Source organism: Peribacillus sp. NPDC055009, assembly GCF_053608705.1.
In genome coordinates this window covers 1-25009 of sequence record NZ_JBSGVZ010000005.1, presented here as the reverse complement: position 1 = coordinate 25009, position 25009 = coordinate 1, and the positions used below count along the sequence as shown (strand labels likewise).

The window sequence follows — 25009 nt, the reverse complement described above, 5'->3', positions numbered from 1 at the left end:
ATCCAGGAGGTGTTTAAATGTATAATAAGCCCTGGGGGCATCTGAAAGGCGGTCAATGCCCACGACAATATTGCCCACCTCACAGAATGCCTACACAGTATAATCCACCTCAAATCTCCCCAGCAAAGCAATATGTAAAAACCAATGTCATCAACACGGTGATTCCGGTTTTTCACCCGACACATACAACTACGGTGAATAAACACTTCAACACATATATACCGCATACCCGAAGTATCGTGAAAGAGTGTTATTCCCAAAGCTTTATTTGTGGAGTTCCTCAACCCCCTAGTTTTTCAAGGAGACTGGTAAGATATTAATTAAAAAAACCCCAATTCGGGGTTTTTATTAATTCCTTCCTCCATCCTTTGAATAATGAGTGTCAAAGGATTTACAACTGTCTAAATGCAAACTCCCTATACTTTTTAAAGTGTTGTTTTTGATAAAACTCTTTTGCAGCTTTGTTTTCAAACCAATAATCCAGTTCAATTAAATCTATATCATTCTTTTTGGCAATTTCATAGACCTCATTCATTAGTATTTTACCGTAACCTTTTTTGGTTTGATTTTCAACGATACTAAGCTGATGCACATAAACTGATTTATACGCATTTTTAAAAGCACTTTCTGGATATTTTTTAATTTCAATCCATACGTAACCGATCGGTTCTTCATGTTCTTTTAAAACGAGAAAAACAAAACTGTTATTTCCAACCAAACTTTTGAAAGATTCCTTCATTGCACTATAATTATATTCCTTAAAATACTTAGGATATAGTTTTGCATGCAGATCGTGGACATTTCTATTTAGTTTTGCAATTACTTCATGATCCCTGGTTTGACTAACATACATAATTATCCCCCTGACTATATCCTGTGAATTTCCATATACCAGTAATGTTCATATTCAAAGTACATTTTTTATATAGGCCAGTCAATAGCCTTAAAGAAGAATCACATTTCTAGAGAGGCAGGCAAAGTTCTTTTTTCATACTGGGTAAAAAAAAGATGCGAATTAACAGTTTGAACATACTAATAAATAAAGTGGAAAATATCATTATGATATTAGTAACCTATTTCCTTAATATACTGGAAGGTGATGATCATGACTTACCCTCTTTTTATTGTGACTGGCATTAGTGGCTCAGGTAAATCAGCAACTTCACTGGAATTGCAGAAAATCATGGTGGATTTCAATGTATTTGATATGGATCTTATCGTTAACAATGACGATTATCAAACAGCATGTGATAATTGGTTGAAGGTTGCCTATTATAGTGCTTATTCCGGACGTAATTCCGTATTATTCGGCAATGTACCCGATCCCTATAATGTTGAAATTTGCGACCATTTCCCTTTATTTGATCCAGTTCATTACCTACATCTTTATTGTAACGGTGAAGCGCGTACACAACGATTATCGGCTCGTGGCAAATGGACGGCTGACAGCATTAATTATATGAATGAACTATCTGAGAAGTTAGTTCAAGAAGCCAAAACATCAGTTCCACCAATACCTACTATAGACACTTCTACCACTTCCCCGCCCCAAGTCGCTAAGTTAATTAAACAATGGATAATGGAGAAGCTTGCCTAAATAAAGGAAAATCTTCTTATAAATGCAGATATGGACCTTTCTGATGAAATACGTACGTTTATTCCGAAATCCACTCTTGTCTGCTGCTGGCTTTCTTAGCCAAATAAACGTACCGGTATAACCAAAGCCTTTTTGTTTAGCTTTTGATTTAAGGGTCGTTAGTTGAAGAAGTAGTAAAAAGGGATCTTCCTATAGAAAATCCCTTTTTACATCCCGGTAACATCTGAATAAATTAACTAGCTTTGTATAGAGTATGCACTAAAGTGGGATACCTAAATTGTTGTGAACGTGATCTATTCTCCGCAGAATTGGAGCCCTAATCCTATTAAAGTTGTTGCTAATAGAGATGAAATACGGATTCTAAGTGTAGCTACATCATCAATTTATTCTATCGAGGTATATTTTAAAATAAATAATATACTTACAGAGGCTCTTCCCACAGTGTAAAAGTAAATTTATCCGAATAACTATTAATTAATTTCATATTCTACCGTTTCCCTATTTCTTAAGTAATATAATCGTTAAAGGAATAATTCGACAAAATTCCTAGAAATCCCTGTTCCCCCTTCTTATATGTTGCTACCAGGTTCGAAGAAGCGGCTTATTGTATCACTTTAAGATGAATATTGAGCGTGAATTGCAAAGACAGAAAATATGAAACTGACTATAGGTGGTTTTAGTTTAATATGAGTCCTTTAGATGATAAGATTCTTGGGGGAAGTGGTCGAAAATAGATCAATATTTAGGAGGAGTTCATCTTGAATCCTTATGCGTTTTTGGCAATAGCCATCCTAAGTGAAGTGTTTGGCAGTTCGATGTTAAAAGTATCAAACGGGTTTAAAAGGTTATTCCCTTCCATTGGTGTGGTAATTGGAATGGGTTTGGCTTTTTATTGCCTGTCATTATCATTAATAACCATACCGCTTGGAACGGCTTATGCCATTTGGTCGGGAATAGGCACTGCTTTAACTGCTTTAGTGGGAGTTATCGTTTATAAAGAAAGCTTTAACGTGAAAAAATTTTTAGGTTTAGTCCTGATCATTGGAGGAGTTGTTGTTTTGAAACTCTCTAGTGGAGGCACTTCTTAACAATTTAGTAATCGGAGGTAATAATATGAACGGATACATAGCCTTAGGAATATCAATCATTAGTGAAGTATTTGGTACGACCATGCTTAAGTTGTCTGAAGGCTTTACACATTTATTCGCTTCATTTGGAGTTATAATTGGGTTTAGCATTGCATTTTATAGCTTATCTTTATGTCTTAAAACAATTCCGTTAAGCTTAGCCTATGCCATTTGGTCAGGAATAGGCACAGCTTTAACGGCAATGATTGGCGTACTATTATGGAATGAGCCATTTAGTATCACTACATTAGGCGGTTTAGTATTAATCATTGGCGGAGTGATTTTACTAAATGCTTCCCATACCACTAAACAAGCGGAAGGAGAGACAAACTAAGTTTGACTCTCCTCCTCTCCCCGCTCGTTCAAAAATAAAAATATCTTCAACGGCGGGGTTCTCATTTTGAATGGGACTGAACTTTCAAGAGTCAGTCCTTCATTTCTTCCTTAACCTTCACCAAGTCCTTCGTGCAAAGTCAGTGAACTTGAATTTATCGGGTCTATGCCTGGATTCGCTATATTGAAACAAGCTTCCATCGATTAAATGGACCGTACTTTTCACAACTGCCACCATATCGAAGTCTTCAATGTCCAATAATTGTTTATCTTCCTCACTGCATGGCTCCACGGTAATTTCCTTGTTGGAAAAACCAATCTGGAGCCCGAGATCCTTTTCGATATATCCATAAATAGAATCCTCACAAATTTCCTTGGTCAGGTTAGTTACGAATTCGCTTTTGAAATAGTCTTTGTCCAGTATGATTTTCTTCCCATTGATTTGGCGTACCCGGAACACCTTCCATATTTCACCATCATCAGTTAAGTCTAGAAGCTTGGCCATTTTTGAGTCGGGGGTCTCAAGCTCCAACTTGTGGATGATCGTTTTGGAATGCAAATTCAACTTTTCCACCATTTCTTTATAGGAAATCAACCCTGCTACAGGAAAATTAAATTTGCTAAAATCCAAGACAAAGGAACCCTTGCCTTTGATTTTATGGATATATCCATTTTGTTCAAGCAACTGTAAGGATTTTCTCACAGTATCCCTGGATATGTCATACTCCTCCATGAAGCTGCTTTCGGAAGGAAGCTTTGAATTTGTCGGAAAGGTTCCTTCTTCAATTTTTGAAACGATATCACCATATAGCGATAGGTATTTGCTGTTCATTTCATCACCACAATATATTTTTCTTAGTCTGTTACTCGTCCTTTTTCAACAAATAGACCACCGATTCATAGGGACGAAGGATAAAATCACCTGCAAGTTCTTTCGAATCGATATAGTTTGAGAGAAGGAGCTCTGAGTTGTATCCGGATAGGTCTATATCCTTTGGAATTTCGAAGACCGTTTCTTTTGCATAAAAGTTATTGACGACCAAAAGTTTCTCGTCTTCATAATTGCGTACATAAGCGTACAATTGGTCATGGTCGCCAAGAATTTCCTGATACTCCCCATATGCAATGATATCATGTTTCTTGCGTAAGAATATAAGTTTTTGGTAATGATGAAAAATGGAATCCTGATCCATAAGTGCGTGTTCAGCATTGATGATTTTGGCATTATCAGGCACTGCAATCCATGGAGTCCCTTTTGTAAAGCCTGCATGTTCCGCATTTCCCCACTGCATGGGAGTTCTCGAGTTATCACGGGATTTAGCTTGAAGGATTTCGATTATTTCCTTTTCTTCCTTGCCTGCCTCTTTTAAAATATTGTAATAATTAATCGATTCCACGTCCCGATATTGTCCAATATCATTGAATTTCGGGTTGGTCATCCCTATTTCCTCCCCTTGATAAATATAAGGGGTTCCCCTAAGCATATGAATGGCTGTTGCCAGCATCTTGGCCGATTCCTTGTGATACTCTTGATCATTCCCAAACCTGGATACGATCCTCGGCTGGTCATGGTTACACCAGAACAGGGCATTCCATCCATTTCCTTCTTGCATCCCATATTGCCAGCTGCTTAGGATTTCCTTTAACTGACTGAAGTCAAAATCTGCAAGTGACCACTTTTCCCCATCCTTATAATCCACCTTTAGATGATGGAAACTGAATACCATTGACAGCTCCTTTTCAACTGGAGATGAATATTTGATGCAATGGTCAATGGTCGTCGATGACATTTCCCCTACAGTCATCACCTCTTCATCTTTCCCGAAAGTTTCTTCATTCATCTCTTTTAGGAATTGATGAATCTTGGGACCGTCTGTATAAAAGCATCGTCCATCTCCATCTTTGTCATTTTCATAGATGTCAGGTTTCGAAATAAGATTGATGACATCCAAACGGAATCCTTTGACACCTTTATCCAGCCAGAAGTTTACTACATTGAAGATTTCCTCCCTCACTCTGGGATTTTCCCAATTAAGGTCAGCTTGTGTCCGATCGAACAAATGGAGGTAGTATTCATCATGTTCCGCTACATATTCCCATGCAGGTCCTCCGAATTTCGAAATCCAATTCGTAGGGGGCTCTCCATTTTTCGATTTCTTGAAAATATAATAGTCCTTATATTCTTTCTCTCCAGCCAATGCTTTTTGGAACCATTCATGCTCTGTTGATGTATGGTTGAATACCATATCCAACATGATTTGGATATCCCGCGAATTAGCCTCCTTCACCAATCTTTCGAAATCATCCATCGTCCCAAAAACAGGATCAATGGATGTATAATCAGCTACATCATATCCATTATCATTTTGAGGTGAACGATAAAAAGGGGTCAGCCAAATATAATCCACTCCCAGTATACTCAAATAATCAAGTTTTTCTATAACACCATTTATGTCCCCGATGCCGTCACCGTTCGAGTCCTTAAATGACTTCGGATAAATTTGATAGATCGTACTATTTTTAAAATCCTTCATTGTAATTCCTCCCCTGCTATCCCTGATGTATCTTTTGCCAGTATGGTAAAAAAAGAGGGAGAATGCTCTCCCTCCGCGTTATTAAGCATTTAATTTCGTTGTTTTCGTTCTTGTTTTCAAGTTCATATTAGGTCGCTTGGAGAATGCTATAGTCAAAATGAATGGAACAACGAATGCAACCAGCATCGCAAGTGCAAACATTCCCATATGCTGCGGCTGGATGGATAGGATACCTGGAATCCCTCCAACACCGATGGAATTTGCCATTACGCCAGATCCGACTGAAACGATGCCTGCGAAAAGTGAACCGATCATACCCGCTAAGAACGGAAAGCCGTATTTCAGGTTAATGCCGAACATGGCTGGCTCGGTTACACCGAGATAACATGAAATCGTGGCGGGTATGGAAACCTGTCTTTCCTCCTGGTCTTTTCTGTTGATGTAAATCATTGCTAGCACTGCCGTACCTTGTGCAATATTGGATAATGCGATCATTGGCCATAGGTTCGTACCGCCAAGTTCACTCATAAGCTGAAGATCGATTGCGTTGGTCATATGATGCAGGCCTGTGATGACAAGCGGTGCATAGGCAAAGCCGAAAACGGCAGCAAACAGCCAGCCAACTGATGAAGTCAATCCGGAATATACAACCGTAGAAATTACAGAACCGATTTTCCAGCCTATTGGCCCCAGAATGGTATGGGCAATGATTACAGTTGGAAGTAAAGCAAAAAATGGAACGACGATCATGGAAATGGAATTATGCACTTTATCTCTCAAGAACCGTTCTAAATACGCCAAGACGAACCCTGCAAGTATCGCTGGGATGACTTGTGCCTGGTAGCCGATCATATCGACTTGGGCAAAACCGAAATCCCAAAAAGGTATGTCACTTGCCTTTGTGTTTGCCACTGCATATGCATTAAGAAGCTGTGGGGAAACCAGGGTCAAACCAAGGACGATGCCGAGAATTTGAGTCGTGCCCATTTTCTTCGAGATCGACCATGTAATCCCAACAGGAAGAAAATGAAAAATAGCTTCACCTATCAGCCAAAGGAAGGCGTGTACCCCTGCCCAAAATTGTGAAATATCCACAAGGGTCTTTGTGCTGTCATCGAACATTTTTATATCCCCAATAATATTGCGGAAACCAAGAATGAGTCCGCCAACGACTATTGCAGGAATTAGCGGGGTGAAAATATCCGCAAGATGTGCAATCATACGCTGCAGCCAGCTCATATTCTGTTTTGCTGCATTTTTCACATCTTCTTTTGACGCTTCCTGAAGTCCAGCTATGGAAACGAATTCATTATAAAACGATGATACTTCGTTCCCGATTATGACCTGGAACTGGCCAGCTTGTGTAAACGTTCCTTTCACAAGCTTAATCGATTCGATATTCGTTACATCCGCCTTGGCGGGATCTTTCAACGCAAAACGCATTCTTGTCGCACAATGCGTAACCGTCGCAATATTTTCTTTCCCTCCGACATGTTGGAGCAAATCCGTTGCTGGTTCTGTGTATTTACCCATTTCACTACTTCCTTTCCCTAGAAAGCAAAATATAGTTGTTTTTATAACCTGTACGTATAGGTTCTGTATACGCTTTCATATTATCCTGTACGTACAGGATTTGTCAATAACTTTTTTACTCACTTTAAAAGGATTGATTATCATGTACTTTCAATCACTATTCTTTTATTGCTAATATGGATGTTTGATCACATTTATGTTATCCCGTAATTCTCAAGATAACGAGTAGCTGAAAAAATCCGAAATAGGGTATAATGATGACATAACCTCTCAATTAACATTTTACTGGTTAGAATTTAGCGGAAAATGGGAGATGAACTTATGTCTGAAACTAATAAATTTCCACTTATATCAGGTAATCTTTCTCTGGATTTAGTGAATACGGAACTGGTCAGTCGTGGTCAACGGCAAGACTTATTACTTTCAGAACGGGATGTGCTGGACTGGCTTGCTGTAATAAAAGGGAAAAACTCATTTTGGGATAATCAGCTATCCTTAAAAATTAAAGAGAGAATCGGGCAGGTATTTGTAGGCATTCTACAAATGCGTACTATTTTAAGAAAACAATTTGAGTTAATAGCAGATGGGAATCCGATTCCTGATGAGTTTATCGCCTTTTTAGAAAATAAAATCGAAAAATCACCTTTCACTTTTAAATTAAGTGATCAAAAACTTGTTCCCATACCTGTTGGAGAAGCGGAAGATATCCTGCAATCTTATATTGCCTTTGACTCCTTAAAATTAATTGAAGAAAATAAGCTGTCATCACTAAAGCGATGCTCGAATGATGATTGCGTCCTGTTATTTATCGATGAAAGCGGGAGACGCAAGTGGTGTTCAATGAAAATATGCGGAAATAGAAAAAAGGTAGCACGATTTCAACACCGGAAATCTGATGATGAATGAAGATCTAACTTATTAAATAAGTTTGTCTAACAGTTTTTTTAAGTTTGTACAATGTGAACGCTGCCTCCAGGGACTCGCTTTCCGCGGGCGGTCAGCCCTCGGCGCCTTTGGTGTCTCCCCTGGACGAGCTTTTCCCTCAGGAGTCTCGAACACCCGCTCCAATCAGCTTTGTTTTTACTTCTAGATAAAACCCTTTTGGCTAAAGTCTTTCCAACTTATTATATAAGTTGGTTTTTTTATGGACTTTCAAACTAACCTTTAAAATTAGTTTTGACAGGTTAGTTAATTTCATATAAAGTCTAATTATATAAAAAAGGAGGGGTCATATTGGACCGTATTTCAGTATCGAGTCATAAAGAAAAACGTTTTTTTCATATTCGTTATTTATCGAAGATGAAGGGAAAAGGAAGAAGCCCTTTACAGATAAATGTAAAGGACGCAATAACGGGACTTATTGGAGGGTTTTTAACTATATTCGCTTTAATTCTTTTAACAAAAATAACATCAGCAGTGTGGTTAATGGCTCCATTTGGTGCCAGCTGTGTACTGGCGTTCGGTCTGTGGAACGCACCATTATCACAGCCACGGAATATTATTGGCGGCCATTTCGTTTCAACATTCGTAGGTTTAGCTTCCTATCATTTTTTTGGCGACGAACCTTGGGCAATCGGATTGGCTGTCGGATTAGCAATTGCGGTGATGATGCTGACAAAAACGACGCACCCTCCAGCTGGGGCAGACCCGCTTGTAGTTATGCTTGGCCAGTATAGCTGGAGTTATTTATTTACACCTGTTTTAACTGGTGCTGTGATAATCGTTTTACTGGCATTGTTAATTAATAATTTACGCAGCAATCGGAGCTATCCAACTTTTTGGATTTGATGTAAATAGTATAAGCCTTTTGATGCGATAAACGATTTTAACGAAGAATATTCAAAATCGGAGAAAAGTGAATAATCTTCACATATATCTAAAAAACAAAAAGAGGAGCTAGGGTGCTCCTCTCAGACTGTTGCAAATTCGATATAATTGAATTTGTTCACAGCTTTTTTAGGTTTTTTTATATATGACCGTTGATTTCACCTCCAGGCACCCGCTTTCGGCGGGCGGTCCGAAAGCCTCCTCGGCGCATTTGCGCCTGCGGGGTCTCCCTTGGACGCGCTTTCTAAACAGGAGTCTCGAACACCCGCTCCAATCAACCTTGTTTTAACATTTAGATAGAACTCCTTTTGCTTACAGTCATTTTTGTTTTAAAATTGAAGTATTATAACCCTTTCGTTAACAACTGTTCTGTTCATTCGTAAACATTTAAGTTTCAGTGTTTAGTTTGACTTGTGTTTCTGCAACTTCCACACCATTTACAAGAAGTGATATTCGATGGATTCCCATATAATGTCGCCGTGTCGTCAGGTCTTTCCAATTGTGATTCCTCACTCTTTCAACTTCTTCACTACCTGAGAAATCCCTATCTAACAAAAGGAAAATTTTACGGGAAGTTTTCTGATTTGCTTTTACAAAATCGATGGCATACTCGATGCGTAGTTTTACTGAGTTCTTTTCTTGAACTCGAAAGCCGAAATGAAGTTCACTCGTTTCCCCAATAAAAATCGAGTCTGGTTCATTTCTAATAAATGCGTTTGTAATGATATTCGGATTATTCAATACATCCGTGTATCCAAATAATGAAAGGACTTCTGGATCTGCTTGTCGAACTAAGGTCCTGCATCCCCGTCTAATAATCCAAATCGTGTTGGGTTCTCCGCTTTCATACCAGCGCTTAGCTGTTTCTATAACGGTTTTGGGATGATCTTTGGCAATATCATTCAAGTTATTGGCCACACTTTTGCGAACATATAGGGATGGATCGTTTTTCAGGTTCTCAAGTAATTCCAAGACGGGTGCCGGATCGGATTTGAACATCGGTAAAGCTTGCCCCCAAGGTAACCTGGGCCTGCATCCCTCGCTAGCCAGCCTGCGGACATGCTCATCATCATGATTGGTCCATTCCTTCATCTTCTCGATCATTAAAACGGGATCAAGCAAGATAAAAGCACGGATTGCAAACTCGGAGGATGACCTTGCTGTAAAACGCTCCAACGCGTCTAGCGATAACGGCCAATCTTTCTTATTCAATCCATGTACCTCTACAAAATCCGGGAAAAATAAATATCTAAAACCTTCACAATCCTTATCAAGCCGATACAAAATATCCAAAGAATCTTGATAATCACTTGGAAGATGCTTTCCAAGAGTAATGGAAATGTGTCTTATTCGTTCTTTTAACTTCCTCTCGTCCCAATGCTCATCAATCACTTCCCCTATAAACGATTCAGTAGAGAAGGACGGATGGACACCCTTTACTTTTTCACCGAATTCACGAATGAACGTTTCATTATATAAATCCTTTAAAGGCTCAGCCATTTTTTTCACTTCTTTTCTTCAGGTTAAATTTGCTTTTGGATACTTGCACTACCTATCAGCAATCATTTCAAACTATGTTATGCACGATACAATCATTAAAAAAGGACAGCTTACTTTACAGAACAAGTCTGTCCAAAATCAAGTGAAGTTCATTCATCACTATTTGGAATGGCTGCATAATAGTTGATTCTATAGGAATCTATATACCTTTTTCCAATGGATGTAATCTTTGCACCAGAACCCGTTTCCCATAAGTCCATCTAATATCCCCATACAAAATACCTCCAGGAGTTTTCCTTTGTGTATAGTATGATAGTAGTAGCATATAAAGTAAAATATTCCTACCATATTAATGAATTAATCAAAACGACAAAAAGCCCACTCTGAAGAGCAAGGGCCTGCTTCTAGCTTTTATCAAAGAAAAAGGGTCAGTCCCCACTGAGTTAATACTTTAACACAGTGGGGACTGACCTAATTGTCTATTAGAAATTTTGATTTTAGCTTTATCTGACCTTTCTACTTATCTATTTAATTGTTTCACTTTTACAGGCTTTTTTTCCTTGCTTAATTTGATGATTTGACCGATAATACTGATGGCAATTTCTTCTGATGTTTCCGAGTCAATTTCCAATCCGATTGGAGAATGTACCTGCTCCAACTGTTCTTGCGTGACCCCTTCACTTTTTAACTTTTCAAATATGCTTATGACCTTGCGTTTACTGGCTACCATCCCAACATATGCAATCGGAAATTGCAGTGCCGTTTTTAATACAATATCATCACAATCTTTTGTAACAATTACCACATATGATTTTTCATTTAGGTTGGCTGCGAGCAAAGCCTTTCCAATATCCTCGTTCACAAAAAGGTTTGTCGCATTCGGAAAGCGTTCCTTTGTACAATAACCAACGCGATCATCGACAATGCAATAAGGATATTCAAGGAAATCAGCGAGCTTTGCCAACGCATGGCCTAAATGACCGGCCCCAGCCAGAATGAGTTCAGGCCTGCTTGTATAGACTTCAATAAAGACCCGTAACGTGCCGCCACAATTCATCTGAATTCCGTCTTTTGCATGTTTATTCAATTTATATTCAACGATTTTCGATTGGCCATCTTGGATCGCCTTTACACTATCTTCGATCACATAGTGTTCAGCCAAGCCCCCTCCGACAGTCCCTTCAATGGTACCATCCCGGTAGACAATCATTTTTCCAACATGCCTGGGAGTCGAGCCCTTTGATTCAATAATCATGGCTAAAGCAAAGGTTTCGTTTTGACGCGTCAGCATGGCCACTTTTTCCATCAGCTGCATGAAAAGCTCCCCCCTATCTTTAAACATTAATTCGGTTGATATTGCTTCATGCTGAGAAAATAACGTAAAAGATGTAACGCAACGGTTTTTCTGTAAGCCGCAGTGGAGCGTTGATCGTCGATTGGTCTAATGATCTTATCGAAGGCTGCCACAATTTCAGCGATGTCTGCATCGGCTAATGGTATCGTTTTTCCAACCAGCTTCCTCTCAATATCAATGGAACGAACCATCGTAGGTCCGACCGCCCCGAAGGCAAATCGAATGTCATCGATTCGATCTTTGCTTATCCGGACGAAACCCGCAAACGATACTTTGGCAATGGCATCTGCGTTGCGGTTGCCAACTTTCTCGAAAACGACATGTGAATCTCCTAATACGAACGGCAGAATAATCTCCGTTACTATTTCATTGTGAAAGCGTTGAACCTGTCGTGGACCTTGAATGAAATCGCTAATCGCAACCATGCGATCACCATTTACGGAGCGCAACAGAAGCTTTGCATTGTATACATATAATAAAGGAAGCATGTCACCGGCTGGAGAGGCGTTGCAAATATTACCGCCTAATGTTCCCCGGTTTCTAATTGCCGGGGCAGCAATTGTTTTAATTGCATTCTTTAAAGCAAAAGGAATCAACGGATTTTCAAGTAATTCACTATAGGTACAGCAGGCCCCGATGTGGAGATCCTTGTGATGTTGATACACCTGCTTTAATTCGGAAAGATGATTAATAAAAACAATCGGTTTAGGGATTTTTGGAGGTACTCCCCTTCTACTTTTGTGAAGAACCATAACATCGGTGCCTCCGGCTATGATTGCACAATCTTCTCTATTCAATTGGCTCAAAGTTTCGTCTAAACGCTCGAAGCGATACGCTGTTATTTTCTCTATCATAAGCCATCACCTTTTTTAGCTGCTAGGTTAATCGCCTCAACAATCATATTGTAGCCCGTACATCGGCACAAATTTCCGGAGATGCCCTCACGAATTTCAGCCTCTGAAGGATGAGGATTTTCAGATAACAAAGCTGCACTTGCCATAATCATTCCCGGTATGCAATAGCCGCATTGCACTCCCCCGGCTATGGAATAGCTTTCATCTAAAATTTTAAATTGTTCCGTTTCAATGATGCCTTCGATCGTTTGAATATCGGCACCAGCAATCGAGCCAATTGGAATAAGGCAGCTGTTTTGCAGGAGGTTATTCACAAAAACACTGCAGGCTCCGCACTCCCCTTCACCACAGCCTTCCTTTGTTCCGATTAACTCAAACTCATCTCTTAGTAAATCTAGTAATCTTGCTGTAGCAGGGGCGTCAGTTTCTACCGTTCTTCCATTTAGTGTGAATTTAATCAACCCTCTTCACCTTCTTTCATCCAAAGACTTTCAATAATGACTTCCGGTGTAATCGGAATTTGCTGAAAAGAAGTGTGCAGGGCATCCTCAATCGCAGCTTGGACTGCTGGAGCGCCTCCGATTAAAGTCAATTCACCTGCACCCTTCGCCCCGTATGGACCATCAGCATAGGGGTTATCAAAGACCTTGCTTTCAATTGAAACAATATCCAATGAAGTCGGCGGTCCATAATCCGATATGCTTTTTTGTTGGATTCTACCTTGTTTTGACGTCATCTTTTCTAGATAACCATATGCTAGCCCTTGAGCCAAACCACCGTCAATTTGGCCTTTCATAATCCGTTCATCGATGACCTTCCCAACTTCATAATTGCCGTATACTTTTTCTAACTTTAAATTACCTGTTAACGTATCAACTTCTACTTCAACGATATTAACGCCCCATGAATAAGCCGGGTAGGCATCTCCAGTGAAGGTTTTCTCGTCCCAAGGAATCATTTCACGGTGAACATAGTGCTCAACCACTTCCTGTTCCACCCCTGTTTGCCACTGATTCTTAAGTTTTTTTGCGGCCCGCTCAAGCAATTTTCCGACAATCATCGTCGTCCTGGAAGCTACGGTCGGACCCGAGTCGGGAACCTCTTTTGTGTCGGGATAAGGGTACAAAATATCTTCGAACGGGAGGTTAAGTTCTTTGGCGACAATTTTACACAACGTAGTCAAAATACCTTGTCCCATATCAGAGTTTGAGATTTTTAGTGATACCTGGTCGTCCTTTGATTTAACCAGTTTCACCTTTGCTTTAATATGATCTCTTTCGCCACTGCCAGTAAATCCACAGCCGTGGAGGAACAGCGAAGTTCCTATGCCTTTTTTATAGCGCTGATTTTGTTGATTTAAGCGCTGAAAGTCTTCTTTTTTCTTGTTGTATTCTGACACGTTGAGTACGTCCTCAATCATATCTTCCACTAATATCGGGTCGCGGAATTTACCTTTGGTGATGGTGGGGTCTCCTTGTTTGACGAGGTATTTTCGTTTATATTCAAGCGGGTCGATTTTTGCCAGTTTACTAAGATGTCCAATATGACTTTCGATTCCGGCAAAGCTTTGAGGAGCACCAAAGCCTCTGAAGGCGCCGTTCGGAACGGTATTGGTTTTTAAGACATAGCCTTTTGCATGAAAATGCGGAATTTTATAAACACCGGCACTGTTTAATAATGCGCGCTGCAGCACAACAGAGCTCAATCCAACATTTGCCCCTCCATCGAGAAAGATGTCAACACACATGCTCAAAATATTTCCTTCCTTATCAAGGGCCGTCCGATATTTGAGTTTGGCCGGATGCCTTTTCGTCGTTACCAGCATATCCTCAGAACGGTCGAACACGAGCATTACCGATTTTTTTACTGCTCTTGCGGCAACGGCTACGTGACAAGCCATCATAGAAGGATAATCTTCTTTGCCGCCAAAACCTCCGCCGGTAGGACTTTGAACAACTCTAACTTCATCGTCACCACAGGCTAATGCGCTTAGCAATGCATTTTTTATATAATAAAGACATTGCATCGATCCCTGGACGACAATTTCATCATCCTTATAAACGGCGAGCATTCCTTGCGGCTCAAGATAGACATGCTCCTGATAACCCGTATCATATTCTTCTTCGATGATTTGATGGGCTCCCTGCTCGATAGCTGAAATGTTGACTAAGCTTTCCCCAAATTCATAGCTTGCCAAAACTAAGGATACTGATTTTTGCTTGATCGCTTCGTCCAATGTATAAATAGCCTGATGTTCTTCAAATTCAACCTTCACTTCATTTAACAAACTGTACAGGATATCCAGATCTTTGCCCGTGAGCATGAGAATTGGCTCACCAATATAATTGACCCACTCATTGGCAAAAATGGGCTGATCTTCTTTGATAATTTTGACATAATTCGGTCCGGGGATATGCTCTGCTCCAACAGCTTCATACCCTTCTGGAAGATTAGGTAATTGAATGGATATTATTTTTCCATATGCAATTGGCGATCGATACAAAACACCATAAACCATATTTTCCACTTTTACGTCACTAATATAGGGCAACTGGCCCGATACTTTACCTTTATGGTCCTTTTTGGGCACTGAGGTGCTTATGTCATTGAGATTCATTGCAACAACACCCTTCGACTCATTTTTTTAATGGGACATATTCTGAATAGAAACCTCTTCCAATGATTTTATCAATGAGAATGATCTTTTATGATTCATTTCTATTCAAGATTTTCGTAGTTTTTATTTTTATTTTTACTTCGAGAAATTTAAAGCATTATCATATTCAATGGCTTTTTGGTAATCCTCCGGTGTATCAACATCCATTAATACTCCCGCATCATCTACATTCATGTATTGCTTTTCGTAACCGCCCAGGACCACACGCAAATTACTTTCTGGATTGGTTTCGAGAATTTTCTGTTTCACTTCGCTTGATAATTTAATGGGATGGCCGCCTTTATAGTCAAAGCTGGGAATAACCACGTTTCCTTTGTGTTTTGCTAGTAGCTGAACAGTCTCTTTTTTTACAAGCGGACAATCGCCGGGTGTTATAAAGAAGGTTGGGTCATTCACTTCGTTGCAGCCCTTTTGAATGGAATGAAACATTCCCTGGTTAAAGTTTTCATTATAAACAAACTTGATCTGAAATGAATAGGCATTTTCACTGATAATTTTGACAATTTCCTCTTGGATGATTTCCGCTTGAAATCCAGCTACGACGATGACCTTGTTGCATAATCCTTCAAATTTAGAGATCGTTTGCTCCAACACGCTCATTTGCCCCATCGGCAAAGTCATTTTAAATGCATTCGCTCGGCTGGAATATCCAGCAGCCAGGACGATTGCTTCCATATTCGTCACCTTCTACCTATCATTTTTCTTTAATATCACAATAAAATCACAAGCGGAGGAAGGATTTGCTGTATGGACTATTAAGAGAACATAGTGTTTTTTCTTTATATGCGTAAAAGCCTCATTATATTACTCATGGTACGCTTCACCGTAGTTATTTAAGAGGCAAAAAACAGACAGGATAAATATTTTCCTGTCTGTTTTAGTTTATTCAAAATAAGAATCAGAATCATTTCACCCCTAAATTTTCACAACATTGAAATTATTTTAGGTGTAAACTATGTTCCCACATACTATATGTGTAGAGTGCTGACGGTAGGAAAAATACAAAATAAAGATGAGATGTAGTGGTGCATCTTTGCTTATCTATTTTCTTGTTCATGAATTAAAGGTATACAGCACGGTAATTTAACTAAGTTAGTTTCACCTTTTAAAACTCCTAAAGATATCATTATCTTTAACCTTATTAGGTTACACACTGTAAATAATTCTAATCAGATGGTCGTCGCCATCTTCATGAATACGTATTTGTTTATAATAATGTATATATATTGATTTAATAGTGGAATTACCTTAGAATTAAAACAAAGATTACCTTTTTAGGATATCGAACCCACCCACCTTTAGCAAAGAATGGAAGGGTTCAATGAAAGGCATTGTCGTTAGAAGTCTCCTTTACGGGACCGCTAACGACAATGCCTTTTTCTTTAACTAAATCTAAATATAAGAAAGACAAAACATTTCTAATAAAAGAATGAGTGTTGTTTCCGCTATTTATTTGAATAATTTGAAATAAGGTAATTTCAATGACTAGGAGGTCTTATAAATGGAGTTTGTTACAAGTGTAAACTCATCAGTCAACATTAAAGTAATTGGTATTGGCGGCGGAGGAAATAACGCCGTTAACCGTATGATCGAACATGGAGTTAAAGGTGTAGAATTTATAGCTGTTAATACAGATGCACAAGCTCTTAATTTATCAAAAGCAGAGATCAAGATACAAATCGGTGCAACATTGACAAAAGGTTTAGGATCAGGGGCAAATCCAGAGGTAGGTAAACAAGCAGTTAAAGAAAGCAAAGAGCAGATCCAAGAAGCATTAAAAGGTACAGACATGGTACTCATTACAGCCGGAATGGGCGGCGGTATAGGAACGGGTGCTGCCCCTGTCATTGCTCAAATTGCCCGTGAGCTTGACATACTAACCATTGGCGTTGTAACACTTCCGTTTGCGTTTGAGGGCAATAAGCGTGCAACACAAGCAGCAGGAGGAATCTCCTTAATGAAGAAAGCAGTGGACACAATAATTGTTATTCCAAACGATCGCTTATTGGAGATTTTACATAAAGATACACCAATGCTTGAAGCATTTCTTGAAGCGGATAATGTTATTCGCCAAAGTATCCAAGGTATATCGGATTTAATTGCTGTACCAGGTTTAATCAACATTGATTTTGCAGACGTGAAAACAATCATGTCCAATAAAGGGTCTGCCTTAATAGGCATTGGCAGAGCAACAGGTAAACATCGCGCTGCGGAAGCTGCAAAGAAAGCCATTTCCAGTCCGTTACTTAACACTTCCATCGACGGAGCCCAAGGTGTGCTAATGAAACTCACAGGCGCCAATATAAGTCTATATGAAGTACAAGAGGCAGCAAATATTGTTACTTCCGAGGCAGACTCAGAGTTAAATATGATTTTCGGTTCTGTTATTAATGAAAACTTAAAAGATGAAATTATAGTAATTATCATTGCTACTGGCTTGAATGATCAGGAGGTTCCATCATTGAAAATGCCTGCGCGCCCTTCAATAACAGAAATGGAAAAACGGCTTTCACACGAGTTTTGATGCAAAAATTTACTGTTTAGTATTTGACCGAACCCTGGAAGTGTAATACTCAAAAATATTTAAAATTATTGAACAATGCCACAAAGACCACAGTTAGTGAAAGTCAAATAGAAGGTATGGGGCAAGAATTATCTGAAAGTCCAGAAGATGGGACATAAATAGTTTCTATTAAGCTCCTTTTAACCTTTTCATATCCATAAAAAAGGTATGGAACCTGAAAACAGTAATAGATCAGTTTGTTTTCCCGCTTTTTCTATTAATAGATTGCTTTCTTCCACATATCATATTGAAAGGAAATGAATTGTACCTTAGGAAACATGGGAAAGTGGATTGATATGGATTCATTGAAATTTAAGAATGGGGACCTCTTTACGGAGGTCCCCATTAATGAAGGCAAGGTTTCTTGTTCAACGGTACAATTCATTACGGAATATCATGTCCCATCGAGCTTGTTAAAATGTTAAACCATTGTTCTTTTTCCATGCTTAGGTTTAGTGAATCAATGGCGCTGTCCAATCGTTCTTTCTTACCTGATCCAACGATCGGAATGATTTTTGCAGGATGTCTCAACAGCCATGCATACATCACTTCATCTATTCCATTGGCCCCGATTTCTTCTTTTACGATTTCTAACGTTTTTCTTAAGCGGACAGCCTTTTCATTCGACTCCTCAAAAATGCTTCCTCCTGCAAGCGGTGACCATGCCATCGGCGCCACGCCCATTTCCTGACATAAGTTCATGGTTCCGTCTTCGAAGTTTTCAAGATTATATGCAGAAAGCTCCAGCTGATTCGTCACAAGCGGATATTCTAGATAAGATTGAAGCATATCCCATTGCGGTTTTTTGAAGTTCGATACTCCAAAGTTACGGACCTTCCCTGATTCCTTTAATTGATTAAACGCCTCAGCCGTTTCCGCAGGGTCCATCAGGGGATCAGGACGATGGATAAGTAATAAATCAATATAATCCGTTTTAAGATTCATAAGAGATTGATCAACAGACTTTATGATATGGGCTATACTAGTGTCATAATGGTGACTTTTATGGGAAGGACGGTTTTTTGATTGAAGAACTATGCCACATTTCGTAACGATCTCCATTTTATCGCGTAAAGATGGCTTTAATGAAAGTGCGTTCCCGAAAATTTCCTCACATGTATAACTTCCATATATATCGGCGTGATCATATGTAGTGACGCCACGATCCATTCCGTGTTCAATAAGAGATAGGATTTCCTCTGTAGAAAATCTCCAATCCGCTAATCTCCACATACCGTGTACAATTCGTGAAAGACTAAGCTCATCAGTTAGATTGACTCTTTGCATGTTTTTCTCCCCTTTGATCTTGCTAATTAATTGTTTGTATTTCTATCATGATTATCCTACGTTAATTTGTGTCAGTATCATTCGCTGCTGCCTTGAACAATAGTATAATTTAAAATTTCGGAGAATCCTAATTTTGAGTGACCCTATGCCATATTTCTTTTGTTAAGGTTCATGAACTTTAACAAAAGAAATCTTGTCGTGCCATTTCACACGTTAGGTCCATTAGAAAAAGGCTGCCGCAGCAACCTCTTAAACCCTCTATCAGCATGAATCACTTCGTTAGTTCTTTTGTGTTTTCTCGTGCAATTCCACGATTTCTATTGCTAAATCTTTTGTTGTCATGGAAGTCATCAAGTGATCTTGAGCATGGATCAGGAGCATTGGAATATCGAATTCCTCACCATTCACTTCTTGTTGAATCAATGCGGTTTGGATTTTATGTGCCGCAACGAATTCTTGTTCCGCTTCCTTTAAATTATCCTGGGCATCGCTTGATTTACCTTGTTTTTGCAAGGCGATGGCTTCCATTGCACAACTGCGGGCATTCCCGCTATGGAGAATTAATTGAAATGATAATTCAGAGAGATCCTCTTTCGTTTTCGTCATATTAACACCCCTTTTGATAGTATGTTATTTTGATATTAATTGGAGGGCCGTACGCAATACTTCCTTGCCATTACATGATCCATAATGCATGGGATTAATCGTATCTACCGGTACTCCTTTTTCATCCCCTATTTTCTTTATATCATTAAGTAAATAACGAACTTGAGGGCCTAAAAGTATAACATCGACCTCATTTATATGGTTTCTTACTTCCATAGTGGCAACAGCCTGGATTTTCACGTTCAATCCTTCTTCCATTGCCGCTTTCTCCATCTTATTAACCAATAGACTTGTGGACATTCCTGCAGAACAGCATAATAGTATATTCATCATTATTCCTCCTTAAAAATTAGGTTCAGGTTATTTAATCAATCTAAATGTGCCCCATGGTTTAATGTAATCCAGCAAAAAATGTTCCTCTGTTACAACATGGGCGACTGCATTTTTTCGTTCATCCAATGGCATGTCCCTTAAGATGACTTGAAGTTCGCCTTTGTATTTTCCAAAAGAATCATTGCCGATGAAAACGGACCCTTTGCACTGTGGGATACTTTCCCGGACTGTAAAATCTTCATTCGCATATTTTTTCCGGACCTCCACTGAACGGACCATATACTCACTGATATCACCACGGCGAAGGTGTAATTCATCCAACACAACCTTTTGCTCAATTGGTGACGCATCCGAATGGAGTTCCACTTTCAGCTCGATCATGTCACGCTGTAATGATCCCAGCATTCTTAGTTCCTCTTCACTAGCGTAAGCATTCCCGATGATGACATCATCAATTAAACCCGTTGCCCATAGATGCTTGGCTTGTACATCAATTGAAAGCTCACGATGCTGTTCTAATGTACATAATCCATCATTTATACTCCAAGGACCTATATCACCAGTTTGTGAAGTAACAAATGCAGCTGTACGAATGCCATGTTCTTTAAAACGTTTACTGCAGGCAATGAAAAAGTCGTAAGGGAGACCTGTGAATTTTTGGGGATAGAAATTATGACAGCCAATGATTTGATTTTTATTCCCTTGATGCGTCAGTATGTTCGATAAATAATCGACATCATTACTCATATTCAATTCGATTTTCAATCCGTAAGGGTTATAGGTCATTTTAGCTTCTTTCAAGCCATCGAACCCAAGGTCCAGACGAACGCCGTCAGCTCCCATTTCTGCGAAAAAACTTAAATCATCATAACTAATATCAAACTTGTCGAAAACAGCTGGAGCAACATCAAGAATGACTTCCATATGTAGCTCTTTCGCATATGAAATAATATTTTTATATTCTTCCATGACAATTTCATATGGTTTTGAAACCGATAATAAACACGTGAATATTCGTTCAAAACCATAACTATGGGCAAGTTTAATATATTGCTTGTCTTTATCCGGTGTAGAGTGTTCCGGATAAATTGAAATACCTAATCTTCTCATAAGCTATCATTCACTCCTTTACTACTTTCTTTCCATTGAGCCCGCTTAGCCTGTAATCCCATTAAATAATCACGGTAGCGTGAGGATACCATTACAGAACAAATAATCGTTGGTACAATGACAATTAAATAATAAGTCGATCCCATTGCGGTAAACAGAAAGATAGAAAAACTAATGATTAAAATAGACAGGCCAACCGATTTCCAGGGTGTTAATTTTTCACCTAGCCCAGTTCGGGAAAAAATGATTTGTGACCCGACAAATGATAGAATTGCGGATATTATTTCAAGCATATTTAATGCCCGCTTCCTTTTCTTCCGGTCCAGCTTCTATTTTATTTTCATCACGTAAATGCTGCTTCTCGAACATCTTGAAAAAGGGAAAATAGATCATTAAAGAGATGACGAAATTCAATAAAACCAGAACCCCGGCCATGATTGTCCAATTTGTACTGATGACAGCGGCAATTGGACTAAAGACCGTAAACGGCAGCTTAGCCATTATCATTGGTATTAACCCTAATTGAAAGAATGTATAAGAAACGATGACATTTACCAAAGGGGCAACGATGAACGGAACCATTAAAATGGGGTTCATGACAATCGGCGCTCCAAAAATGATAGGTTCGTTTATATTAAAAATCCCTGGAACAAAGGACAGTTTACCCAGTTCTTTCAAATACTTCGATTTTGAAAATAGGAATAGTACAACAAGTGATAATGTCGATCCCGCCCCGCCAATCCATACGAACCATTGAATGAATTGTTCGGTAAATAGATTGGGCAAATTCGCCGCATTACCCGTTCTCGCAAATGCATCCATATTCTCGAGAATCGCCGAATCCCACATCGGCCGTATGATCGGACCCAATATTGCCGGTCCATGAATACCCAGCGACCAAAAGAAAACAATGAGAAAGACTGTAAGCAGGCCACCTATTAAACTATTACCAACCAATAAATTTTTGAGAGGTGACACCAAAGTAGTGATGATCGAGTTAATGTCAAAGCCTAAACCATAACGAATGCCCCAGAAAAGAAGGACCACGACCAATGTTGGAATCAGGGCTGCAAAGGAATTCGAAACCATTGGCGGAACGCTTTCCGGTAATTTGATTTTTATATCGCGTTTAATCAAAAAATGAAAAATCTCGACGGAAATCAACGATGTTACTATTGCTCCGAATAAAGAGGCTGCGCTTAAAGAGCTGATAGGTAACCAGCGACCCGCTTCTATTACTCCTGGAACGGATTCCATGACTTGGGTAGGCACAACGCATGTAATCAGAAAAGCTAAGACTGATAGAAGACCTGCACTGAGCTGATCTAATTTATAATGTCCTGCCAGCGCTGACCCAACCCCAAAAGCTGCATATAAAGCCATTGCTCCCACTGTAAACCGAAAAGGAACATCCAAAGCGGCACGATAAGGTGCAATCCATTCGTCATACCCAGCGATTGGAAAATTCAACAAAATAACAAAGAATGATCCAATGATCGTCAGTGGAAGTGTTGCCAGAACACCGTGCCTGATCGCTAGCAGATGTCTTTGTGAACCAATTTTGTTTGCAACTGGAAGCACTTTCATTTCGAGTAACCCCATAAAATTATTCAATAACTTTTCCCCCTTTTTGAATAAGAGTCTGAAAAAACAAACAATTACAATAAATAAACATTATAACGTTATATTGATTATGTCAATATTTTTATTGAAAATATAGTTTGTGTTACAAACTTTGAAATATAGGAATACACAGTGCAGTTTTATAGCCGCTGTTGATAAAAGAGGTGCAAATCCTTCTCGTGACTCCCCCAAGTACAAAAAAAAAAAAACAGGAAATTGATCACTGTCAATTTCCTGCTTTCTTTTTAAAATTACTCTTCACTTCCAGAATTGGAAAGAAGGAGGGCCAAAATGAACCACAAGCATACTTACATTTCCCTACACTATATTTGTTTAACATCAATTAAAGGTATATGATAGATTAAAAGTCTGAAGGTGGAACGACCTATCAATTCTGAAACGAAAAAACCTATAAACATTACCATCAATCCGCACTTGACTAATAGACTCGCTAATTTGGCTGAAGAAAGAGGTATCCCCATCGAAAGACTGATGGATAAAGCGGTAGACTTGCTGCTTGAATACATGGAAGACAATGAGACGGTTAATCAGGTGAAATTCAGTAACAACGAAGCGATTGAAAAGAATAAAGAAATGATTGCAAGAAGTAGAGAATTCATCAATAAAAAACAAGCACTTACCCCCTAGGTAAAGTGCTTGTTTCATACAAACTCGATGAAAATCAATTTTGCCTACAGTTTTTTATGATTTTTACAATTTAAACGTTAAATCACTCCAGGCACTCGCTTTCCGCGTGCGGTCCGGTAGCCTCCTCGGCTTACGCCTGCTGGTCTCCCCTAGACCCGCTTTTCCCGCAGGAGTCTCGAACACCCGCTCCAATTGACTTTGTTTTAACATTTGGATAGAACTCCTATTGCTACAGTCTTTTTTGTATTAAAATATCAGGACTAAACTTGAGTATGAGGATGCTTTCTATTCATGATTCTATGATATCCCACTGCGGATTCCAAACGACTTCCCAAAGGTGTCCATCAGGGTCTTGAAAGTGTGCAGAGTATCCTCCCCAGAAAGTGTCATGTGCCGGATCGGTTATGATCGCGCCAGCTTTTTTTGCTTTTTCCAACACAATATCCACTTCCTCTTTACTGCCTACATTGTGACCAAGGGTAAATTCAGAAGGGCTTGCCGGAGACAAAGGAACCTTGGCCTCATGAGCTATATCCCTGCGATTCCATATGGCAAGCTTTAGGCCTACTTGCAGGTCGAAAAAGGCAACGGCCCCATGCTCAAATTCTTTGCCCACTATTCCTTCTGTTTGAAATCCCAGGCCATCCCGATAGAATTCCAGCGATTTTTCCAAATCATCCACACCTAATGTTATGACAGTAATACGTGGTTTCATGATTGTCCCCCTTTTTACTTACTTTCTCCTTCTATTGTTTACCAACTCTTTTAGTTCAAACGAGATCAAAATAAATACGGTTTTTTTTGTCAATCCAAGCTGAATTCCTGTATAGTAGAATGATTGACTGATCGAGCTCGAATATCAGGATTTACTCATTCACCTTACTTAAAATGTAATGAACCGAAAGGAAATTCAATTACCAATGATTTCATTTATCCTCACCTTGAAACGTTTCCTAAAAGCACTCTGGTCCGCTTTTAAATTGAAGAACTTCCAGGTTCTTTTCGTATTGGTCCTCGTTATGTTATTTTCCGGCACGATTTTCTATGTTAAGCAGGAAGGTCTATCTGTGATTGAATCCCTTTACTTCTGCGTTGTTACTCTTAGCACGGTTGGGCATCCCAGTTTTGAACCACAGACAATATTAGGAAAAGTGTTTACAATGATTTATATTGTAGGCGGCACCGGATTATTTATCGGCTTAATAGGATACCTAGCATACGCAATCTTAAAGAAACCGGAAAACGAGAGCAACAGCAGCAAAATCTGAATGCAAAGGAATGCTTATAATAATCGGCATTCCTTTTTTATCGTAATACAATCACCCTTCACTACAACAAGTGCAGGTTCTCTGCCGAATAACAGTTGTTTACGTAGGGGCACAAATCCCCCTTTATATTGGAGACCGTCGAACTTTCATTAACATAGGATGTTAGTGAGACGGCATTCGAGGTGAGCAATATATATTTTATTAAAAATAATAATTTTTTTCATAAATAAAGTAC

Annotated in this window: 26 protein-coding genes and 1 pseudogene; 10 read left to right on the top strand and 17 right to left on the bottom strand. The window is 39.2% G+C overall.

Annotated elements, in window-relative coordinates; all coding sequences use genetic code 11:
- The first annotated feature begins 17 nt into the window (after positions 1–17).
- Positions 18–320 carry a CotD family spore coat protein gene (locus ACWF5P_RS10040; protein WP_434169264.1) on the top strand — a complete coding sequence of 101 codons (303 nt, stop codon included), beginning with the start codon at positions 18–20 and terminating at the stop codon, positions 318–320.
- Positions 321–391: 71 nt separating this feature from the next.
- On the opposite strand, the gene ACWF5P_RS10035 is transcribed toward ACWF5P_RS10040, so the two are convergent.
- Entirely contained in the window at positions 392–853 is a 462-nt protein-coding gene (locus ACWF5P_RS10035) for a GNAT family N-acetyltransferase (protein ID WP_452444829.1), read from the bottom strand.
- A gap of 252 nt (positions 854–1105) precedes the next feature.
- On the opposite strand from ACWF5P_RS10035, the gene ACWF5P_RS10030 reads away from it, so the two are divergent.
- The 3 genes from ACWF5P_RS10030 (at position 1106) to ACWF5P_RS10020 (ending at position 3058) form a co-directional block, all read left to right on the top strand.
- The gene (locus ACWF5P_RS10030) at positions 1106–1597 is read left to right on the top strand and encodes an AAA family ATPase (RefSeq protein ID WP_452444828.1); all 492 of its coding nucleotides are present in this window, start codon (positions 1106–1108) and stop codon (positions 1595–1597) included.
- Positions 1598–2355: 758 nt separating this feature from the next.
- Positions 2356–2685, top strand: coding sequence for a DMT family transporter (locus ACWF5P_RS10025; RefSeq protein ID WP_101221634.1), 330 nt, complete (start codon positions 2356–2358; stop codon positions 2683–2685).
- 25 nt (positions 2686–2710) lie between these two features.
- Positions 2711–3058: a DMT family transporter gene (locus tag ACWF5P_RS10020; RefSeq protein ID WP_452444827.1), complete on the top strand. Its 348-nt coding sequence runs from the start codon at positions 2711–2713 to the stop codon at positions 3056–3058.
- A gap of 117 nt (positions 3059–3175) precedes the next feature.
- On the opposite strand, the gene treR is transcribed toward ACWF5P_RS10020, so the two are convergent.
- From treR to treP, 3 genes are all read right to left on the bottom strand, one after another.
- Positions 3176–3889, bottom strand: coding sequence for a trehalose operon repressor (gene treR / locus ACWF5P_RS10015; protein WP_402942096.1), 714 nt, complete (start codon positions 3887–3889; stop codon positions 3176–3178).
- 31 nt (positions 3890–3920) lie between these two features.
- On the bottom strand, positions 3921–5591 hold the full coding sequence (gene treC / locus ACWF5P_RS10010) for an alpha,alpha-phosphotrehalase (protein WP_452444826.1): 1671 nt from the start codon (positions 5589–5591) through the stop codon (positions 3921–3923).
- 81 nt (positions 5592–5672) lie between these two features.
- Positions 5673–7124: a PTS system trehalose-specific EIIBC component gene (treP, locus tag ACWF5P_RS10005; protein ID WP_101221630.1), complete on the bottom strand. Its 1452-nt coding sequence runs from the start codon at positions 7122–7124 to the stop codon at positions 5673–5675.
- Between the two features lie 321 nt (positions 7125–7445).
- Between treP and ACWF5P_RS10000 the strand changes: the two genes are divergently transcribed.
- A complete protein-coding gene (locus tag ACWF5P_RS10000; protein WP_452444825.1) occupies positions 7446–8030 on the top strand; it encodes a CGNR zinc finger domain-containing protein in 585 nt (194 codons plus the stop codon).
- 327 nt (positions 8031–8357) lie between these two features.
- On the top strand, positions 8358–8912 hold the full coding sequence (locus ACWF5P_RS09995) for an HPP family protein (RefSeq protein WP_452444824.1): 555 nt from the start codon (positions 8358–8360) through the stop codon (positions 8910–8912).
- A 426-nt stretch (positions 8913–9338) separates the two neighbouring features.
- On the opposite strand, the gene ACWF5P_RS09990 is transcribed toward ACWF5P_RS09995, so the two are convergent.
- Positions 9339–10451 (bottom strand): DNA alkylation repair protein, encoded by a 1113-nt coding sequence (locus tag ACWF5P_RS09990; RefSeq protein ID WP_452444823.1) that lies wholly within the window; start codon positions 10449–10451, stop codon positions 9339–9341.
- A 91-nt stretch (positions 10452–10542) separates the two neighbouring features.
- On the opposite strand from ACWF5P_RS09990, the pseudogene ACWF5P_RS09985 reads away from it, so the two are divergent.
- Positions 10543–10631, top strand: a pseudogene (locus tag ACWF5P_RS09985) (IS6 family transposase); the annotation flags it as partial.
- A gap of 340 nt (positions 10632–10971) precedes the next feature.
- Here ACWF5P_RS09985 and ACWF5P_RS09980 read toward each other — a convergent pair.
- From ACWF5P_RS09980 to ACWF5P_RS09960, 5 genes are all read right to left on the bottom strand, one after another.
- Positions 10972–11766 (bottom strand): XdhC family protein, encoded by a 795-nt coding sequence (locus ACWF5P_RS09980; RefSeq protein ID WP_063592958.1) that lies wholly within the window; start codon positions 11764–11766, stop codon positions 10972–10974.
- A 26-nt stretch (positions 11767–11792) separates the two neighbouring features.
- Complete coding sequence (locus ACWF5P_RS09975) at positions 11793–12659, bottom strand: FAD binding domain-containing protein (protein WP_427572937.1); 867 nt, start codon at positions 12657–12659, stop codon at positions 11793–11795.
- Positions 12656–13120 (bottom strand): (2Fe-2S)-binding protein, encoded by a 465-nt coding sequence (locus tag ACWF5P_RS09970; RefSeq protein ID WP_034312987.1) that lies wholly within the window; start codon positions 13118–13120, stop codon positions 12656–12658. Before ACWF5P_RS09970 ends, ACWF5P_RS09975 begins: the two co-directional genes overlap by 4 nt.
- Complete coding sequence (locus tag ACWF5P_RS09965) at positions 13117–15276, bottom strand: xanthine dehydrogenase family protein molybdopterin-binding subunit (RefSeq protein WP_452444822.1); 2160 nt, start codon at positions 15274–15276, stop codon at positions 13117–13119. The genes ACWF5P_RS09970 and ACWF5P_RS09965 overlap by 4 nt, the downstream gene beginning before the upstream one ends.
- A gap of 135 nt (positions 15277–15411) precedes the next feature.
- Positions 15412–16011, bottom strand: a complete 600-nt coding sequence (locus ACWF5P_RS09960) for a nucleotidyltransferase family protein (protein ID WP_452444821.1) — start codon at positions 16009–16011, stop codon at positions 15412–15414.
- A gap of 826 nt (positions 16012–16837) precedes the next feature.
- Between ACWF5P_RS09960 and ftsZ the strand changes: the two genes are divergently transcribed.
- The gene (gene ftsZ / locus ACWF5P_RS09955; protein ID WP_452444820.1) at positions 16838–17860 is read left to right on the top strand and encodes a cell division protein FtsZ; all 1023 of its coding nucleotides are present in this window, start codon (positions 16838–16840) and stop codon (positions 17858–17860) included.
- 423 nt (positions 17861–18283) lie between these two features.
- Here ftsZ and ACWF5P_RS09950 read toward each other — a convergent pair whose 3' ends face one another.
- From ACWF5P_RS09950 to ACWF5P_RS09925, 6 genes are all read right to left on the bottom strand, one after another.
- Complete coding sequence (locus tag ACWF5P_RS09950; protein ID WP_434169253.1) at positions 18284–19186, bottom strand: aldo/keto reductase; 903 nt, start codon at positions 19184–19186, stop codon at positions 18284–18286.
- 279 nt (positions 19187–19465) lie between these two features.
- Positions 19466–19792, bottom strand: a complete 327-nt coding sequence (locus tag ACWF5P_RS09945) for a PTS lactose/cellobiose transporter subunit IIA (RefSeq protein ID WP_434169252.1) — start codon at positions 19790–19792, stop codon at positions 19466–19468.
- Positions 19793–19816: 24 nt separating this feature from the next.
- Positions 19817–20122 carry a lactose/cellobiose PTS transporter subunit IIB gene (locus tag ACWF5P_RS09940; protein WP_434169648.1) on the bottom strand — a complete coding sequence of 102 codons (306 nt, stop codon included), beginning with the start codon at positions 20120–20122 and terminating at the stop codon, positions 19817–19819.
- A 30-nt stretch (positions 20123–20152) separates the two neighbouring features.
- On the bottom strand, positions 20153–21235 hold the full coding sequence (locus tag ACWF5P_RS09935) for a DUF871 domain-containing protein (protein ID WP_434169251.1): 1083 nt from the start codon (positions 21233–21235) through the stop codon (positions 20153–20155).
- On the bottom strand, positions 21232–21528 hold the full coding sequence (locus tag ACWF5P_RS09930; RefSeq protein WP_434169250.1) for a hypothetical protein: 297 nt from the start codon (positions 21526–21528) through the stop codon (positions 21232–21234). Before ACWF5P_RS09930 ends, ACWF5P_RS09935 begins: the two co-directional genes overlap by 4 nt.
- The gene (locus tag ACWF5P_RS09925) at positions 21521–22849 is read right to left on the bottom strand and encodes a PTS transporter subunit EIIC (protein ID WP_434169249.1); all 1329 of its coding nucleotides are present in this window, start codon (positions 22847–22849) and stop codon (positions 21521–21523) included. The genes ACWF5P_RS09930 and ACWF5P_RS09925 overlap by 8 nt, the downstream gene beginning before the upstream one ends.
- A gap of 384 nt (positions 22850–23233) precedes the next feature.
- Here ACWF5P_RS09925 and ACWF5P_RS09920 point away from each other — a divergent pair, with 384 nt between their 5' ends.
- The gene (locus ACWF5P_RS09920; RefSeq protein ID WP_434169248.1) at positions 23234–23506 is read left to right on the top strand and encodes a ribbon-helix-helix domain-containing protein; all 273 of its coding nucleotides are present in this window, start codon (positions 23234–23236) and stop codon (positions 23504–23506) included.
- Positions 23507–23795: 289 nt separating this feature from the next.
- On the opposite strand, the gene ACWF5P_RS09915 is transcribed toward ACWF5P_RS09920, so the two are convergent.
- Positions 23796–24221: a VOC family protein gene (locus tag ACWF5P_RS09915; RefSeq protein WP_434169247.1), complete on the bottom strand. Its 426-nt coding sequence runs from the start codon at positions 24219–24221 to the stop codon at positions 23796–23798.
- Positions 24222–24426: 205 nt separating this feature from the next.
- On the opposite strand from ACWF5P_RS09915, the gene ACWF5P_RS09910 reads away from it, so the two are divergent.
- Positions 24427–24774 (top strand): ion channel, encoded by a 348-nt coding sequence (locus tag ACWF5P_RS09910; RefSeq protein ID WP_434169246.1) that lies wholly within the window; start codon positions 24427–24429, stop codon positions 24772–24774.
- Positions 24775–25009: the final 235 nt, after the last annotated feature.

What these genes read in the sequence shown, in the direction of transcription:
- ACWF5P_RS10040 (WP_434169264.1), top strand. Translation starts at nt 18, where the DNA reads ATGTATAATAAGCCCTGGGGGCATCTGAAAGGCGGTCAATGCCCACGA.
- ACWF5P_RS10035 (WP_452444829.1), bottom strand. Translation starts at nt 853, where the DNA reads ATGTATGTTAGTCAAACCAGGGATCATGAAGTAATTGCAAAACTAAAT.
- ACWF5P_RS10030 (WP_452444828.1), top strand. Translation starts at nt 1,106, where the DNA reads ATGACTTACCCTCTTTTTATTGTGACTGGCATTAGTGGCTCAGGTAAA.
- ACWF5P_RS10020 (WP_452444827.1), top strand. Translation starts at nt 2,711, where the DNA reads ATGAACGGATACATAGCCTTAGGAATATCAATCATTAGTGAAGTATTT.
- treR (WP_402942096.1), bottom strand. Translation starts at nt 3,889, where the DNA reads ATGAACAGCAAATACCTATCGCTATATGGTGATATCGTTTCAAAAATT.
- treC (WP_452444826.1), bottom strand. Translation starts at nt 5,591, where the DNA reads ATGAAGGATTTTAAAAATAGTACGATCTATCAAATTTATCCGAAGTCA.
- treP (WP_101221630.1), bottom strand. Translation starts at nt 7,124, where the DNA reads ATGGGTAAATACACAGAACCAGCAACGGATTTGCTCCAACATGTCGGA.
- ACWF5P_RS10000 (WP_452444825.1), top strand. Translation starts at nt 7,446, where the DNA reads ATGTCTGAAACTAATAAATTTCCACTTATATCAGGTAATCTTTCTCTG.
- ACWF5P_RS09990 (WP_452444823.1), bottom strand. Translation starts at nt 10,451, where the DNA reads ATGGCTGAGCCTTTAAAGGATTTATATAATGAAACGTTCATTCGTGAA.
- ACWF5P_RS09980 (WP_063592958.1), bottom strand. Translation starts at nt 11,766, where the DNA reads ATGCAGCTGATGGAAAAAGTGGCCATGCTGACGCGTCAAAACGAAACC.
- ACWF5P_RS09975 (WP_427572937.1), bottom strand. Translation starts at nt 12,659, where the DNA reads ATGATAGAGAAAATAACAGCGTATCGCTTCGAGCGTTTAGACGAAACT.
- ACWF5P_RS09965 (WP_452444822.1), bottom strand. Translation starts at nt 15,276, where the DNA reads ATGAATCTCAATGACATAAGCACCTCAGTGCCCAAAAAGGACCATAAA.
- ACWF5P_RS09960 (WP_452444821.1), bottom strand. Translation starts at nt 16,011, where the DNA reads ATGGAAGCAATCGTCCTGGCTGCTGGATATTCCAGCCGAGCGAATGCA.
- ftsZ (WP_452444820.1), top strand. Translation starts at nt 16,838, where the DNA reads ATGGAGTTTGTTACAAGTGTAAACTCATCAGTCAACATTAAAGTAATT.
- ACWF5P_RS09950 (WP_434169253.1), bottom strand. Translation starts at nt 19,186, where the DNA reads ATGCAAAGAGTCAATCTAACTGATGAGCTTAGTCTTTCACGAATTGTA.
- ACWF5P_RS09945 (WP_434169252.1), bottom strand. Translation starts at nt 19,792, where the DNA reads ATGACGAAAACGAAAGAGGATCTCTCTGAATTATCATTTCAATTAATT.
- ACWF5P_RS09940 (WP_434169648.1), bottom strand. Translation starts at nt 20,122, where the DNA reads ATGAATATACTATTATGCTGTTCTGCAGGAATGTCCACAAGTCTATTG.
- ACWF5P_RS09935 (WP_434169251.1), bottom strand. Translation starts at nt 21,235, where the DNA reads ATGAGAAGATTAGGTATTTCAATTTATCCGGAACACTCTACACCGGAT.
- ACWF5P_RS09930 (WP_434169250.1), bottom strand. Translation starts at nt 21,528, where the DNA reads ATGCTTGAAATAATATCCGCAATTCTATCATTTGTCGGGTCACAAATC.
- ACWF5P_RS09915 (WP_434169247.1), bottom strand. Translation starts at nt 24,221, where the DNA reads ATGAAACCACGTATTACTGTCATAACATTAGGTGTGGATGATTTGGAA.
- ACWF5P_RS09910 (WP_434169246.1), top strand. Translation starts at nt 24,427, where the DNA reads ATGATTTCATTTATCCTCACCTTGAAACGTTTCCTAAAAGCACTCTGG.